Consider the following 15,171-nt stretch of genomic DNA (forward strand, 5'->3'; position numbering starts at 1 on the left):
GCAGCACAAGGCTGCTCCTACAGCGAACGCACAGCCTGCAGACGGGTGCGATCCCTGTAGGAGCAGCCTTGTGCTGCGAAGAGGCCGGCACAGAAATAAAAATATTTTCCATTTGGCACTGCAAGTTCCTGCCAGCCAGATCGTCGTAGTGGGACTGATCAGCAACCCATTCTCATTTACGACTTGTCAGGAAGCTCATTCGTGCCTCTGATGCTCAAGCCCTTGCACCGCCGCCGCGGCCCTCTTCACCATGCCCTGATGTCCTGCAGTGCCCTGGCCATGCTGGTCGGCCCGCTGCAGGCGTCGGCCTCGACCGCCACCGAACAGGCCCAGACCCAGGCTCGCCAGGTCCAGCTCGACCTGCCAGCCCAGCCGCTGGACCATGCCCTGACCAGGTTCGCCGACCAGGCCGGCCTGCACCTGCTGTACACCACCGGCGATGTCGCCGGCCAGGCCAGCCCGGCCTTGCAGGGCAGCTACAGCATCGAGCAGGCACTGCAACAGTTGCTGGCCGGCAGTGGCATGAGCTGGCACTTCAGCGATGCCCGCACGGTGACCCTGCGCAAGGCCGAGGTTGCGCCGCAAGCAGTCAACCTCAAGCCGATCGAGGTCAGCGTGGCCTCGCGCACCAGCACCGCGATCAGCGAAATCCCCGGCACCGTGTGGGTGGTCGACCAGCAGCAGCTGCGCGAGCAGATCGACAGCGGCGTCAGCCTGAAGGAAGCCATCGGCAAGCTGGTGCCAGGCCTCGACCTGGCGCCGGAAGGGCGCACCAACTACGGCCAGAACATGCGCGGGCGCAACGTGCTGGTGATGATCGACGGGGTCAGCCAGAACAGCTCGCGCGGCCTGTCGCGCCAGTTCGACAGCATTTCGCCGTTCAACGTCGAGCGCGTCGAAGTGCTGTCCGGTGCCAGTGCCATCTACGGCGGCGGCGCCACCGGCGGCATCATCAACATCGTGACCAAGAAGGGCGAACCCGGCCCGGCGCGCTTCGAGACCCAGCTCGGTGCCAGCAGCGGCTTCAACAACAGCGACGACCTGGCCACCCGCTTCGCCCAGTCGGTCAGCGGCGGCAACGAGCGGGTCAATGCCCGGCTGGGGGTTTCCGGTGAGCAGAACGAAGCCTTCTACGACGGCGCCGGCGACCAGATCTTCATCGACAACACCCAGACCGACCTGCAGTACAACCGCACCATCGATGTGCTCGGTACCTTGGGGATGCAGTTGAACGAGCAGCAAAGCCTCGACCTGCTGGCCCAGTACTATGACTCGGGCAACCACGGCAGCACTGGCATCTACTTCCCCCACCTGAACTACAACGCCCCGTCTGACCTGGAGGACGCCGAGCTGCGCAGCGGCTACTCGTCAGACCTGGAGCCGCGTACCCGGCGCCTGCTGCTGAACGCCAACTACCACCACACCGACGTGCTGGGTCAGGATTTCTACCTGCAGGCCTCGTACCGCAAGGAAGACGACAACTTCTACCCGTTCCCGTACTACAACCGCGCCACCCCCACCGGCTCGCGCGGGGTGTACTTCGCCGCCTCGCAGCAGAACTTCGAGGTCACCAGCCTCAAGGGCCTGTTCGCCAAGCAGTGGGATACGCTGAAGCTGACCTACGGCGTCGACCTGGACCGGGAGCGCTTCAACGCCGAGCAGACCACTTTCAACGCCCAGACGTCGTCCGAGTCGGGCGGGCTGGAGCTGGAGAAGGACAGCAAGGCCGCCCGCTACCCCAGCTACCGGGTCGATGGCGTGTCGGTGTACGCCCAGCTGGACTGGCATGCCACCGATAACCTGACCTTGTCCGGCGGCGCCCGGCGCCAGCAGATGGACGTGGACGTCAGCGACTTCAAGGGCGTGCCGGGCGGCAGCAACGATTACCAGGTCAACCTGTTCAACGTCGGTGCCATTTACGACTTCAAGAATGGCCACCAGGTATGGACCAACTACGGCGAAGGCTTCGACTTGCCCGACCCGGCCAAGTACTACGGCAAGCCCGGCCTGAGCGTGGCCGACAACCCGTTGGCCGGCATCAAGAGCCGCCAGGTTGAGCTGGGCTGGCGCTATGCCGACCTGGACTGGGATGCCCAGGCGGCGCTGTACTACATCTGGTCGGACAAGATCATCAACGTCGATTCGCAGACGCTGACCATCAATGTGGAAGAGCAGAAAAGCCGTGACTTCGGCTTTGAAGGCGCGCTGACCCGGCACTTCCAGACGGGTTGGGAAGCCGGTGGCACCCTGCACCTGACCCGCTCCGAGGAAGAAGCTGCCGATGGCGGCTGGATCAAGCGCGATGCCCGCTATGCCTCGCTGTCCAAGGCTACCGCGTTCGTCGGCTGGAAGGGCGATGGCCGCAGTGCCCGGCTGCAGGCCAACCATGCCTTCAGCCTGAAGGACGATGCCGACCACGAGATCGACGGCTACACCACCTTCGACCTGCTGGGCAGCCAGGATACCGGCTTCGGCACCTTCAGCGCCGGCATCCAGAACCTGTTGGACAAGCAGTACAGTACGGTCTGGGGGCAGCGTGCGACGCTGTTCTACTCGCCAACCTACGGGCCGGCGTACCTGTATGACTACCAAGGGCGCGGTCGTACCTACACCCTGACCTGGAGCATGGCTTACTGATGGGTGTTGTCTGTCCCGGCCTCTTCGCGGGTAAACCCGCTCCCACAGGCACGGCGCAGCCCTCAGGCTGTGTGAGAACCCTGTGGGAGCGGGTTTACCCGCGAAGAGGCCGGGTCAGGCAAACGCCGCCAGCAAATCCTGCGCAAATGCCTGCTGTGCCTCGCCAACCGCCTGCGCCCGGTGCCTGGCCAGGGTAAACGGCACCACAAAGTCCAGCCCAGGGTCCAGCGCCCACAGCATCCCCTCAGCCTCCCACCCCTGCGCGCAATGGCACGGCAGATAGCCAATATGCCGCCCCGACAGAATGAACGTCAGCACGCTCTCGATCTGCTCCGCCACCGCCATGCTGCGCTGGCTCTGGAACGGCTCGCCGCCCTTGAGCAACCGGTACGGATGGCGCACTTGGTCCATCGCCAGCAACCGCTCCCGCCCAACGCCAGCCTCACCGAACAGCACATGCCCCTTGCCGCAATACAGCCGTTGCCGTTCCTCGAACAGCGGTTGGTAATCGAAGGCTGCCTGGTTGCCGGAAAAGTAGCTGATGGCGTAATCCAGCCGCTGCTCCAGCAACAGCCGCTCCAGCTCTGCCGGCGGGGCACTGATCAGTTCCAGCTGCACCGCCTCCTCGCGCCTGCGAAACGCCGCAATGGCCGCCGCCAGTTTCAGGCTTACCGCCTTGTCCTGGTGCTCCGCCATGCCGATCCGCACGGTCCCCAGCAGCCGCCCGGCAACGCCATTGGCCTGCTGGCGAAACTGCTCGATGTTCAGCAGCAACCCACGGGCGGCGTCCAGCAACAACGCGCCTTTTTCCGTCAGCTGAAAACCACCCTTGCCGCGGCTGCACAGGCGGTAGCCCAGCCGCGTTTCCAGCTGCGCCATGCGCTGGCTGATGGTGGGCTGGCTCAGGCCCAGCACGCCTTGCGCGGCACTGAAGCCACCGGCCTCGACTACAGTGACGAACAGCCGCAGCAGGTGCAGGTCGGGGTCGTGCACTTGTCCGAGCATTACATTGCTCCTGATGAATGTCAGCTTTACAAACTTGCCATTCCTGCAATGTAACCCGGCTGGCATGCTCGCGGCATCCACCCATTTGCCGAGGTGTCCGCCATGCGTCGATCGTTGTGCCTGCTGTCCCTGGTCCTGGCCTTGCCGCTGCAGGCCGAAGAAAAGGTCGTCAACCTCTACAGCTGGGCCGACTACGTCGCCCCGCAAACCCTCCAGCGCTTCGAGCAGGAAACCGGCTACAAGGTCCGCTACGACACCTTCGACACCACCGAGGTACTGGAAACCAAGCTGCTGACCGGTGGCAGCGGCTATGACGTGGTGGTGCCGTCGTCGGCCGTGCTGGCCCGGGCGCTCAAGGCCAACGCCCTGCAACCGCTCGACCCCCAGGCCATGCCCGGCTATGCCAACCTCGACAAGGACCTGCTGGCCAAGCTCGCCGAGGCCGACCCCGGCAACCGCCATGCCGTGCCCTACACCTGGGGCACACTGGGCCTGGGGGTGAATGTGGAGGCCGTGCGCCAGCGCCTGGGCGATGTGCCGCTGGACAGCCTCGACCTGCTGTTCAAGCCCGAGTACGCCAGCCGGCTGAAGGACTGCGGCATCGCCATGCCCGACTCGCCGCAGGAGGTGATCGGCGTGGCCCTGAACTACCTGGGCAAGGACCCTTACAGCCAGAACAAGGACGACCTGGCCGCCGCGCAGAACCTGCTGAGCCAGCTGCAGCCGTCGATCAGCTACGTCGCCAATGGCCGACAGATCAGCGACCTGGCCAACGGTAGCGTGTGCCTGGCGCTGACCTACAACGGTGATGCGGCGATGGCCGCCGACCAGGCGCGCCGCGCCGGCAAGCCGTTCGAGCTGATCTACCGCATCCCCCGCGAAGGCACGCTGGTGTGGCAGGACAACCTGGTCATCCCCAAGGACGCCCCGCACCCCGAGGCCGCGCGGGCGTTCATCGCCTTCATGCTCAAGCCCGAGTCGGTGGCCGCGCTGACCAACACGCTGTTCTTCGCCAACGCCAACCAGGCGGCCACGCCGCTGGTGGATGAAGCGGTGCGCAACGACCCGGACATCTACCCGCCGGCCGCGGTGCGCCAGCGCCTGTATGCCGACCGCAGCATGGCCCTGGCCGACCTGCGCCAGCGCAACCGCCTGTGGACCGCGTTCCGCAGCCGCCAGTAACCCATGACGACAAAGGAGCCCGACCGTGGAGCAAGCAGCAAACAACGACCAGGCCATGACCCGCGACAGCCTGTATGGCACCGCTGCGGAGAGTACCTACGCCGGCATAACCAGTTTCTCCCGCCGCCGTTACAGCCGCGACCTGCGTGGCGTCGATGTGGTGGTCAGCGGTGTGCCGTTCGATACTGCCACCAGCAACCGCCCTGGTGCGCGCTTCGGCCCACGGGCGATCCGCGCCGCCTCGGTGCAGCAGGCCTGGGCCCGGCACTGGCCGTGGGCGTTCGACCCGTTCGACCACCTGGCGGTGATCGACTATGGTGATTGCGCCTTCGACAGCGGCACCCCGCAGTCGGTACCGGACAGCATCGAGGCCCATGCCACGCATATTCTGCAAGCAGGCTGCGCCATGCTCACCCTGGGCGGCGACCATTTCATCAGCTACCCGCTGCTCAAGGCCCATGCCCGCCGCCATGGTCCGCTGGCGCTGATCCACTTCGATGCGCACAGCGACACCTGGCCGGACGAGGAAGGCCAGCGTATCGACCACGGCACCATGTTCTGGCATGCCGCCCGCGAAGGCCTGGTGGACCCGGCCAGCTCGGTGCAGATCGGCCTGCGCACCACCAATGACGACAGCCAGGGCTTTGCCATCCTCGACGCCCGCCAGGTGCACCGGCAGGGCACCGAGGCGGTGATTGCGGCGATTCGCCAGCGGGTGGGCGAACGGCCGGTGTACCTGACCTTCGATATCGACTGCCTCGACCCGGCCTATGCGCCCGGTACCGGCACACCGGTGTGCGGCGGGCTGAGCACGGTGCAGGCGCTGGAAATCCTCGGTGGGCTGCGCGGCATCAACCTGGTGGGCATGGACCTGGTGGAGGTGGCGCCAGCCTATGACCATGCCGACATCACCGCGCTGGCGGGGGCGACCCTGGCGATGGAAATGCTGTGCCTGTATGCGGCGCGGCACAAGGTGGACAAGGGCCAGTAACCTGGGGCCGCTTTGCGGCCCATTCGCAGCACAAGGCTGCTCCTACAGGGGAATGCGTGCTTCTGCAGGAGCAGCCTTGTGCTGCGAATGGGCCCATACTGAAACATCAGGAATCATCTCCACCCATATTCACACTTTTGCCGCGAACCCTTCGCGCCTTAGGCTATCAAACCCACCAGGCGCGGCATTTTCGTACAGGAGGTGAAGCATGACCCCGACATTGCCCATCCTGGCCCTCGGCCTGGCCCTGTACCTGCCTGTGCAAGCGGCCCCCGAACCGCCCTTGCAACTCGCCGCCGGCAACAACAACCCCTACAACAGCCCGATCCAGCGCGCCAACCCCAACAGCCGCCAGGGCAGCATGCCGGCCACACCGCCGGTGCGCGGCCCGTCCACCGACCCGTACCAGCGCACGCCAACCCTGGACAACCGCGGCATCGGCAACGGCGACAACCTGCGCCGCCAGCAGCAAACCCCGAACCTGGAGCCCACTCGACCACCCCGCGGCAACCCGCGCGCGCCGTGAGCGCCCTACGAAAGGAATCCTGCATGCTTCGAGCACCCTGGCTTGTCACCCTGACCACCGCCGCACTGCTGCCCCTGCTGGCGCAGGCGGCGGCCGAACAGCAGTTCCGCAGTGAAGAAGGCACCTTGACCGTCAGCACAGTGGCCGATGGCCTGCGCAACCCTTGGGCCCTGGCATTCCTGCCGGGCGGCAAGGACATGCTGGTCACCGAGCGCGCCGGCAACTTGCGGGTGGTCAATGCCGAAGGCAAGGTCGGCCCGCCTGTCAGCGGTGTGCCCAAGGTCTGGGCCGAGGGCCAGGGCGGCCTGCTGGATGTGGTGTTGTCGCCGGAATTTGCCAAGGACCGCACCGTCTATCTGTCCTACGCCGAAGAGGGCAGCGACGGCAAGGCCGGCACGGCGGTCGGCCGTGGCCAGTTGTCCCAGGACCGCGCCCGGCTGGAAAACTTCAGCGTGATATTCCGCCAGCAGCCCAAGCTGTCGGAGGGCAACCACTTCGGCTCGCGCCTGGTGTTCGACCGCGACGGCTACCTGTTCATCGCCCTTGGCGAGAACAACCAGCGCCCGACTGCCCAGGACCTGGACAAACTGCAAGGCAAGATCGTGCGTATCTTGCCGGACGGCGAGGTGCCCAGGGACAACCCCTTCGTCGGCAAGGACAACGTGCGGCCAGAGATCTGGTCGTTCGGCCACCGCAACCAGCAAGGCGCCGCGCTCAACCCCTGGACCGGCAAGCTGTGGACCCACGAGCACGGCCCGCGTGGCGGCGACGAGATCAACATTCCCGAGCCCGGCAAAAACTATGGCTGGCCGATTGCGACCCACGGCATCAACTACTCGCTTCTGCCCATCCCCGAGTCCAAGGGCAAGCATGTGCAGGGCATGGTCGACCCACACCATGTGTGGGAGAAATCGCCAGGCATCAGCGGCATGGCGTTTTACGACAGCCCCACGTTCAAGGCCTGGGACCACAACCTGTTCATTGGTGCGCTGGCGACCCAGGAGCTGATCCGCCTGCAGCTGGATGGCGACAAAGTGGTGCATGAAGAGCGTTTGCTGGGTGAGCTGAAGGCGCGTATCCGCGATGTACGGGTGGGGCCGGATGGCTACCTGTATGTGCTGACCGATGACAAGGACGGCGCGCTGCTCAAGGTAGGCTTGGGCGACGCCTGATTACTTACTGCTGTACGCGGCCCCCTGTGGGAGCGGGCGTGCCGCGAAGCAGGCGCCGCGGTGGATGGCACGGGCTTCGCCCGTGTTCGCGGGCACGCCCGCTCCCACAGGGATCGCGGCAGCCTTTTGAATGTGGGGCAGACGGTTGTTCCTACGAGGTCCGCGGGGTGTCAGCCGTGTAGAATGCCGCATGGCTATCGATCCCCATTCCCTCTACCAGCAGGCCCTGAGTACCCAGGGTTATGTCGCCGACCCTGCCCAGGCCCGTGCCGTCGAGGCCTTGCAGGCCTGTTTCCAGGCTGTCGAGCAGGGCCGCCCCACCCGGGGTATCTACCTCTGGGGCCCGGTCGGTCGCGGCAAGACCTGGCTGATGGACCAGTTCCACCGCTGCTTGCGGGTACCCAGTCGGCGTCAGCATTTCCACCACTTCATGGCCTGGGTCCACCAGCGCCTATTCCAGCTCAACGGCACCGCCGACCCGCTGCTGGCGCTGGCCGGGGAGCTGGCCGGGCAGATTCGCGTGCTGTGCTTCGACGAGCTGTTCGTCAACGACATTGGCGACGCGATCATCCTCGGCCGCTTGTTCCAGGTACTGTTCGACCAGGGCGTGGTGATCGTCGCCACCTCCAACCAGCCACCCGAGCATCTCTACCGCGACGGCTTCAACCGCGAGCGTTTCCTGCCGGCCATCGCCGCCATCCAGCGGCACATGCAGGTACTGCCGGTAGCCGGCGAGCAGGACCACCGCCTGCACCCCGGTGCCGAGCGCCAGCGCTACTGGGTGGCGCAAGCGGGGCAGGCCAGCCAGCTGGGCGAGGTGTTCCGCCAGCTCAGCCCGAGTGATGCGGGCCACGATCAGCCCCTGGCCATCGGCTCCCGGCAGGTGCAGGTGGTGCGGCGCAGCGCGCAGGCCATCTGGTGCCGCTTCACCGACCTGTGCGAACAACCCTTGGCGGCCATGGAGTTCATGGCCCTGTGCGATCGTTTTCCAGCCATCCTGGTGTCGGGCATTCCTGCGCTGGGTGGTGAACAGCGGGCCGGGCGCATTGCCCGTGGCACCGAGGATGCTGCGGCGCGGGTGGCGGCGGGCGACCGCGAACTGCCGGCGCTATCGCCCAAGGACGACGCGGTGCGCCGCTTCATTGCCCTGGTCGACGAATGCTACGACCGCCGGGTGGCGTTGTACCTGGAGGCGCAGGTGCCGCTGGATGCCCTCTACACTCAAGGGTATCTGGCGTTCCCGTACCAACGGACCCTGAGCCGGCTACGGGAGATGCAACTGCAACGCTTCGCCTGAAAAGGAGCCTGACCATGGAGCCGTTGTCGCATCATCTGCTGACCCAGGCCTACAACAATGGCTGGGCCAATCACCGCCTGTACAAGGCCTGCCTGCAACTGACCCAGGACGAATTCGTCGCCCCGCGCTGCAGCTTTTTCCCGTCGATCAAGGCCACCCTCAACCACCTGCTGACGGTGGACTGGTTCTACCTGCACATGCTCGAGTGCGAGCAGCGTGGCGAGCAGCCCGGTGCCGACGGCGAGCGTTTCTTCGAGCCGGAACAGCCCTTCGCCACCTGCACCGACCTGCATGCCGAGCAGGCCCAGGCCGATCACCGGCTGATCACCTATTGCCGGGGCCTGCGCGATGCTGAGTTGGGGCGCTATGTGAACATCGTGCACCCCGAGCGGGTACAGCGCGAGCAACGGCTGCGCCTGCTGGCGCACCTGTTCGAGCACCAGGTGCATCACCGCGGGCAGGTGCATGCGATGCTCAGTGATACGGCGGTGAGGCCGCCGCAACTGGATGAGTTTTTCTGCGAGGAAGAGGCGGGGTTGCGGGCGGCGGACTTTGCCGAGCTGGGCTGGACCGAGGAGCAGATCTGGAAAGTGTAGGAGCGGGCATGCCCGCGAACACCGGCGTAGCCGGTGCCTGCCACCGCGTGGCATTCTTCGCGGGCTTGCCCGCTCCGACAGGGTTATTGCAGGCCCTTGTTCAGGCCCACCACCAGCCCAGGGTGACCATCGTCAGTACCGCATAGCGGCCAGCCTTGGCCAGGGTCACCAGCAGCAGGAAGCGCCAGAACGGCTCACGCATGATGCCAGCGATCAGCGTCAGTGGGTCGCCGATCACCGGCATCCAGCTGAGCAGCAGCGACCATTGCCCCCAGCGCTGGTAGCGCTGCTGCGCGCGCTCCAGCTGGGCAGGGCTGAACGGAAACCAGCGCTTGTCACGCAGGTGCTCGATGGCCCGCCCCAGCACCCAGTTGACCACCGAGCCCAGCACATTGCCCAGGGTAGCCACCAGCAGCAGGGTGGCCCAGGCCTCGGGCTGGCGCAGCAAAAGGCCGACCAGCACAGCCTCCGATTGCAGCGGTAGCAGGGTGGCGGCGCCAAAGGCGCTGAGGAACAGCGCCCACAGGCTGAGCATCAGTAGTTGGCGACCACGGTGTCCTTGCCGTCCTGGGTCACGCCGATGACCTGGTAGGCATCCTTGTGGTCACCCATTTCCATGCCGGGCGAGCCCATGGGCATGCCCGGCACGGCCAGGCCCTTGAGGTCGTTGCGCTTGGCCAGCAGGCGCACCTGCTCGGCCGGCACGTGGCCTTCGACGAACTTGCCGTCGATCACCCCGGTATGGCACGACGCCAGGCGTGGTGCCACGCCCAGGCGTTGCTTGACCTCGCTCATGTTCGGCTCGACATGGTCGTTGACGGTGAAGCCGTTGTCGCGCAGGTGGCTGATCCAGGCTTTGCAGCAGCCGCAGTTGGGGTCGCGGTAGACGTCGATGGTCTCGGCGGCCTGGGCCAGGCCAGTGACGGCCAGCAGGCCCAGGGTCAGCAAGTGTTTGCGCAGCATGGTGAAGCACTCCTTCCAGCGGTAGTTCAGCAGCATAGCGTAAGCGGCTTGAATGATGTTCGCCGCTGGCACCTGTCAGGTAGCTGAGGCGCACATTACAGGATTGTCAGCTGGCCTCCTCGTCGTCGCTGAGATCGCGCATCAGCAGGGCGTAGTCGAGTGCGACCTGTTCCGGGATCGGCAGGTACACCACGTGGCCGTCACCCGGCGCCACCTCGATGGCCTGCTGCTGGCGATCGCACAGGCGGTGCAGGTCGAAGTGGTAATTGCCGCGCGGGGTCATCAGCTCCAGGTGGTCACCCACGGCGAAACGGTTCTTCACCTTGACCTCGGCCAGGCCGTCGACCCGCAGGCCGGTCAGTTCGCCGACGAACTGCTGGCGCTCGGAAACCGAGTTGCCGCGCTGGTAGTTCTGGTATTCGTCGTGCACATGGCGGCGCAGGAAACCTTCGGTGTAGCCGCGTTGGGCCAGGGATTCGAGGTTGTCCATCAGTGTGCGGTCGAACGGCCGCCCGGCCACCGAGTCGTCGATCGCCTGTCGATACGACTGCACCGCGCGGGCGCAGTAGAAGTGCGACTTGGTGCGGCCTTCGATTTTCAGCGAGTGCACGCCCATGCCGGCAAGGCGCTCGACGTGCTGGATGGCGCGCAGGTCCTTGGCGTTCATGATGTAGGTGCCGTGCTCATCCTCGAACGCCGGCATTTCGGTGCCGGGGCGGTTGCTCTCCTGCAGGAGGAATACCTGCTCGGTCGGCGCACCCAGGCCCAGGGTCGGCTGCACTTCGCGCACGATGTCGCCGGTGGCGTTCTCGGTGGCTGGGATGGCGTCGTACTTCCAGCGGCAGGCGTTGGTGCAGGTGCCCTGGTTGGCATCGCGCTTGTTGAGGTAGCCCGACAGCAGGCAGCGGCCGGAGTAGGCCATGCACAGGGCGCCGTGGACGAACACCTCCAGCTCCATGTCCGGCACCTGCTGGCGGATTTCCTCGATCTCTTCGAGCGACAGCTCACGCGACAGGATCACCCGGCTCAGGCCCAGTTGCTGCCAGAACCGCACACTGGCCCAGTTGACCGTGTTGGCCTGCACCGACAGGTGCACCGGCATCTGCGGGAAGTGCTGGCGCACCAGCATGATCAGGCCGGGGTCGGACATGATCAGCGCATCCGGCGCCATCTCGATCACCGGTGCCAGGTCCTTGAGGAAGGTCTTGAGCTTGGCATTGTGCGGGGCGATGTTGACCACCACGTAGAAGCGTTTGCCCAGGGCATGCGCCTCCTGGATCCCCAGGGCCAGGTTGGCATGGTCGAACTCGTTGTTGCGTACCCGCAAGCTGTAGCGCGGCTGGCCGGCGTAGACCGCGTCGGCGCCATAGGCAAAGGCGTAGCGCATGGTCTTGAGGGTGCCGGCGGGGGCCAGCAGTTCGGGCTTGGCGGTAGGGGTCATGTGCGCACCGGGGCAAAAGGCGCGGATGCTAGGGCTGGCAGACACGGCGCGTATTGATTTGCATCAAGGAAATAGCGGCACTTTTGCCCAGGCGCGGCGCACTAATACCGCATAAGCCATGCGAGGACCCGCGATGAACCAGACCGCCCTGCAGAACAAAGCCCTGGCAGTACTGCTGGCGCTGGTGACCATTGCCTTCGTCTGGATCCTGCTGCCGTATTACGGTGCGATCTTCTGGGCGGTGATACTCGGCATCCTGTTCGCCCCGCTGCAGCGTCACCTGCTGCTGCGTTTCGGCCGCCGGCGCAACCTGGCCGCGGCTACCACCTTGCTGGTGTGCCTGCTGGTGGCGATCCTGCCGGTGATCATCACCAGCGCACTGCTGGTGCAGGAGGGCGCCGCCCTGTACCAGCGCATCGAGCACGGGGAGCTGGATATTGCCGGTTATGTCGAGCGCGGCAAGGACATGCTTCCGGCGTTTGCCCAGCAGGGACTGGACAGCATGGGCATGGGCAACCTCGACGGGCTGCGCGACAAGATCAGCAAGTGGGCCACCCAGGGTAGCCAGGTGTTGGCCAGCCAGGCGTTCAACTTTGGGCAGGGAACGTTCGAGTTCGTGATCAGCTTCGGCATCATGCTGTACCTGTTGTTCTTCTTCCTGCGCGAAGGCGCGGAGGTCGCTCGCCAGGTGCGTCTGGCGGTGCCGCTGCCCGAGCACCAGAAGCGCCGTTTGCAGCTGAAGTTCAACCGTGTGGTGCGGGCGACGGTGAAAGGCAACGTGCTGGTGGCCATTACCCAGGGGGCGCTGGGCGGTTTCATCTTCTGGGTGCTGGATATCCCGAGTGCGCTGGTGTGGGCGGTACTGATGGCGTTTCTGTCGTTGTTGCCAGCGGTAGGGGCGGGGATCGTGTGGGCGCCGGTGGCGGCGTATTTCCTGCTGACCGGGGCGATATTGCCGGGGGTGATCCTGACCGCGTTCGGCGTGCTGGTGATCGGCCTGGTGGACAACCTGCTGCGGCCGATCCTGGTGGGCAAGGATACGCGCATGCCGGACTACCTGATTCTGGTGTCGACGCTGGGCGGGCTGGCGGTGTTCGGGCTCAACGGCTTCGTGATCGGGCCGTTGATCGCGGCGCTGTTCGTGTCGAGCTGGGCGATCTTTGCCGCGACCAAGCCGCAGGTGCAGTTGCCGGAGTAAGGCTTTGACAGGGCTGCTTTGCAGCCCATCGCCGGCAAGCCAGCTCCCACAGGTACAGCGTTGCTCTCGAGGTTGTCGCTGTACCTGTCGGAGATTACCCAGCCCAATGGCCGGGTCAGGATGTTTGTGGCATCTCACCCTTGGCCAGGCGCCGGTTGATGTCGGCGATCACTTCGGGCAGTTCGTTGATGGTGTCGATCAGGTAGTGCGGACGGCTGCCGGCGAACAGTGCGTGGATGCGCTGGCGCTCGCTTTCCAGCTTCTCGGTGCTCAGCGCGCGGTAGCCTTCCCAGGTCAGCCCCAGGGCATTGCCCGAGCACACCAGGGCTACGGTCCACATGCCGGCGCGGCGCCCTTCGAGAATGCCCGGCACGGTGTCGTCGACCTTCACGCACGCCGCCACATCGTCGATACCCAGCGCGATCACGTTAGCCAGGGCCTGGGCCGGCCATGGGCGGCCGTTCGGGGTTTCGTCGGTGGCCACCACATGGTCGGCCACGTAGCCGTTCTGCGCGGCCAACTCCACCACCTTGTCCATCACCACCTTCGGGTAGCCCGAGCACGAGCCGATCTTCAGGCCGTCCTGGCGCAGCCCGGTGAGGGTCTCCAGGGCGCCGGGGATCAGCGCCGAGTGCACGGCGATCTTCTCGATCTGCAGTGGCATGAAGCGGTTGTAGATGGCGGTGACATCATCGTCGGTCGGGGTGCGGCCGAATACCTTGCGGTAGCGCTCGGCAATTTCCGGCACATCGCACAGGGTGCGGATGTGGTCCCACTTGCCCATGCCCATCGGGCCGCGGGCTTCTTCGATGGACACCTGCACATCGAATTCGGCAAAGGCTTCGACAAAGATCTGGGTCGGGGCGAAGGAGCCGAAGTCGACCACGGTGCCGGCCCAGTCGAGGATGGCGGCTTGCAGCTGGGTGGGGTTGCTGTAGTTCATGTGCGCTTGTTCCTGAGATCGGGTGGGCAAAGGGTCAGATGTCCAGCACTTCCATTTCCCGCAGCACCTCGGCCACGGCATTCACGGCGGCCTGCATGCCATCCGCTCCGACCACGCCGATGCAGCCGACGCGGAAGGTTTCCACCTGGGTCAGCTTGCCCGGGTAGAGGATGAAGCCCTTGGCCTTGACCCGCTCGTAGAAGTCCTTGAACTGGTAGCGGGCATCCTTCGGTGCGTGGAAGGTGACGATGATCGGCGCCTGGATCTCGGCGGGCAGGAAGCTGCGCAGGCCGATGGCAGCCATGCCGTCGAGCAGGGTCTTGCAGTTGTCGGCGTAGCGCTGGTGGCGCGCCGGCAGGCCGCCTTCCTCGTTGTACTGCTGCAGCGCTTCGTGCAGGGCGGCGACCACATGGGTCGGCGGGGTGAAGCGCCACTGGCCGGTCCTGGCCATGTAGGTGTGCTGGTCGTGCAGGTCCATGGCCAGCGAATGGGCATTGCCTTCGGCGGCAGCCAGGGCGGTTTTTTCGGCGAAAACGAAGCCCATGCCGGGTACGCCTTCCAGGCACTTGCCGGAAGCGGCGATCAGGGCTTCGAAGGGGATTTCGCGGGCGTCGATCGGCAGCGCACCGAACGAGCTCATGGCGTCGATGATCAGGCGCTTGCCGTGGCTTTTGACCACCTGGGCGATCTCGGGCAGCGGGTTGAGAATACCGGTGCTGGTTTCGCAGTGGATCAGCGCGACATGGCTGATGGCCGGGTCGGCGGCCAGCAGGCGGTCGACGTCGGCGGCGGTGGTCGGCTGGTCTTCGGCGGTTTCGAAGGTGCTGTGGGCGCGGCCCAGTACCTTGCAGATCTTTGCCAGGCGCTGGCCATAAGCGCCGTTGATCAGCACCAGCACCTTGCCGTCACGCGGCACCAAGGTACCAATAGCCGCCTCCACGGCGAAGGTACCGCTGCCTTGCAGGGGCACGCAGTGGTGGCTGGCGCTGCCGTCGATGATCGCCAGCAGTTGCTCGCAGACACTGGCAGTCAGTTGGTTGAAGTCGCGGTCCCAGGAGCCCCAGTCCACCAGCATGGCTTGGCGGGTGCGGATTGATGTGGTCAGGGGACCGGGGGTAAGCAGAATCGGGGCGTTGCTCATTCCGTTATTCCTCACAAGCGGTGGGCTGAAACTACGGGGCCTAGGTTGCAATTCCCGGTTGTATCAATCAAATTGTTTG

14 protein-coding genes are annotated in these 15,171 nt (G+C 65.5%); 8 read left to right on the top strand and 6 right to left on the bottom strand.

Annotation, left to right across the window (positions count from 1 at the left end):
* Positions 1-210 precede the first annotated feature (210 nt).
* The gene (locus A4C63_RS18405; protein ID WP_063913942.1) at positions 211-2,637 is read left to right on the top strand and encodes a TonB-dependent receptor; all 2,427 of its coding nucleotides are present in this window, start codon (positions 211-213) and stop codon (positions 2,635-2,637) included.
* Positions 2,638-2,751: 114 nt separating this feature from the next.
* On the opposite strand, the gene A4C63_RS18410 is transcribed toward A4C63_RS18405, so the two are convergent.
* Positions 2,752-3,642, bottom strand: a complete 891-nt coding sequence (locus A4C63_RS18410) for a LysR family transcriptional regulator (protein ID WP_063913943.1) — start codon at positions 3,640-3,642, stop codon at positions 2,752-2,754.
* A 102-nt stretch (positions 3,643-3,744) separates the two neighbouring features.
* On the opposite strand from A4C63_RS18410, the gene A4C63_RS18415 reads away from it, so the two are divergent.
* The 6 genes from A4C63_RS18415 (at position 3,745) to A4C63_RS18440 (ending at position 9,406) form a co-directional block, all read left to right on the top strand.
* A complete protein-coding gene (locus A4C63_RS18415) occupies positions 3,745-4,824 on the top strand; it encodes an extracellular solute-binding protein (RefSeq protein WP_063913944.1) in 1,080 nt (359 codons plus the stop codon).
* 25 nt (positions 4,825-4,849) lie between these two features.
* Complete coding sequence (gene speB / locus A4C63_RS18420; RefSeq protein ID WP_063913945.1) at positions 4,850-5,815, top strand: agmatinase; 966 nt, start codon at positions 4,850-4,852, stop codon at positions 5,813-5,815.
* 208 nt (positions 5,816-6,023) lie between these two features.
* Positions 6,024-6,341, top strand: a complete 318-nt coding sequence (locus A4C63_RS18425) for a hypothetical protein (protein ID WP_063913946.1) — start codon at positions 6,024-6,026, stop codon at positions 6,339-6,341.
* A 23-nt stretch (positions 6,342-6,364) separates the two neighbouring features.
* Positions 6,365-7,513, top strand: a complete 1,149-nt coding sequence (locus tag A4C63_RS18430) for a PQQ-dependent sugar dehydrogenase (protein ID WP_063913947.1) — start codon at positions 6,365-6,367, stop codon at positions 7,511-7,513.
* Positions 7,514-7,703: 190 nt separating this feature from the next.
* Positions 7,704-8,810, top strand: coding sequence for a cell division protein ZapE (gene zapE, locus A4C63_RS18435; protein ID WP_063913948.1), 1,107 nt, complete (start codon positions 7,704-7,706; stop codon positions 8,808-8,810).
* A gap of 14 nt (positions 8,811-8,824) precedes the next feature.
* Positions 8,825-9,406 (top strand): DinB family protein, encoded by a 582-nt coding sequence (locus tag A4C63_RS18440; protein WP_063913949.1) that lies wholly within the window; start codon positions 8,825-8,827, stop codon positions 9,404-9,406.
* A gap of 100 nt (positions 9,407-9,506) precedes the next feature.
* Here A4C63_RS18440 and A4C63_RS18445 read toward each other — a convergent pair whose 3' ends face one another.
* From A4C63_RS18445 to yegQ, 3 genes are all read right to left on the bottom strand, one after another.
* The gene (locus A4C63_RS18445) at positions 9,507-9,941 is read right to left on the bottom strand and encodes a YqaA family protein (RefSeq protein ID WP_063913950.1); all 435 of its coding nucleotides are present in this window, start codon (positions 9,939-9,941) and stop codon (positions 9,507-9,509) included.
* Complete coding sequence (locus tag A4C63_RS18450) at positions 9,941-10,369, bottom strand: DUF411 domain-containing protein (RefSeq protein ID WP_063914085.1); 429 nt, start codon at positions 10,367-10,369, stop codon at positions 9,941-9,943. Before A4C63_RS18450 ends, A4C63_RS18445 begins: the two co-directional genes overlap by 1 nt.
* 106 nt (positions 10,370-10,475) lie before the next feature.
* The gene (yegQ, locus tag A4C63_RS18455) at positions 10,476-11,810 is read right to left on the bottom strand and encodes a tRNA 5-hydroxyuridine modification protein YegQ (RefSeq protein WP_063913951.1); all 1,335 of its coding nucleotides are present in this window, start codon (positions 11,808-11,810) and stop codon (positions 10,476-10,478) included.
* A gap of 133 nt (positions 11,811-11,943) precedes the next feature.
* On the opposite strand from yegQ, the gene A4C63_RS18460 reads away from it, so the two are divergent.
* Entirely contained in the window at positions 11,944-13,008 is a 1,065-nt protein-coding gene (locus tag A4C63_RS18460) for an AI-2E family transporter (RefSeq protein ID WP_063913952.1), read from the top strand.
* A gap of 115 nt (positions 13,009-13,123) precedes the next feature.
* On the opposite strand, the gene phnX is transcribed toward A4C63_RS18460, so the two are convergent.
* Together phnX and A4C63_RS18470 are read right to left on the bottom strand one after the other, a co-directional pair.
* The gene (phnX, locus tag A4C63_RS18465; RefSeq protein WP_063913953.1) at positions 13,124-13,951 is read right to left on the bottom strand and encodes a phosphonoacetaldehyde hydrolase; all 828 of its coding nucleotides are present in this window, start codon (positions 13,949-13,951) and stop codon (positions 13,124-13,126) included.
* Positions 13,952-13,985: 34 nt separating this feature from the next.
* Positions 13,986-15,092, bottom strand: coding sequence for a 2-aminoethylphosphonate--pyruvate transaminase (locus A4C63_RS18470; RefSeq protein WP_063913954.1), 1,107 nt, complete (start codon positions 15,090-15,092; stop codon positions 13,986-13,988).
* Positions 15,093-15,171 lie beyond the last annotated feature (79 nt).

This window comes from Pseudomonas sp. p21 (genome assembly GCF_001642705.1).
Taxonomy (GTDB): domain Bacteria; phylum Pseudomonadota; class Gammaproteobacteria; order Pseudomonadales; family Pseudomonadaceae; genus Aquipseudomonas.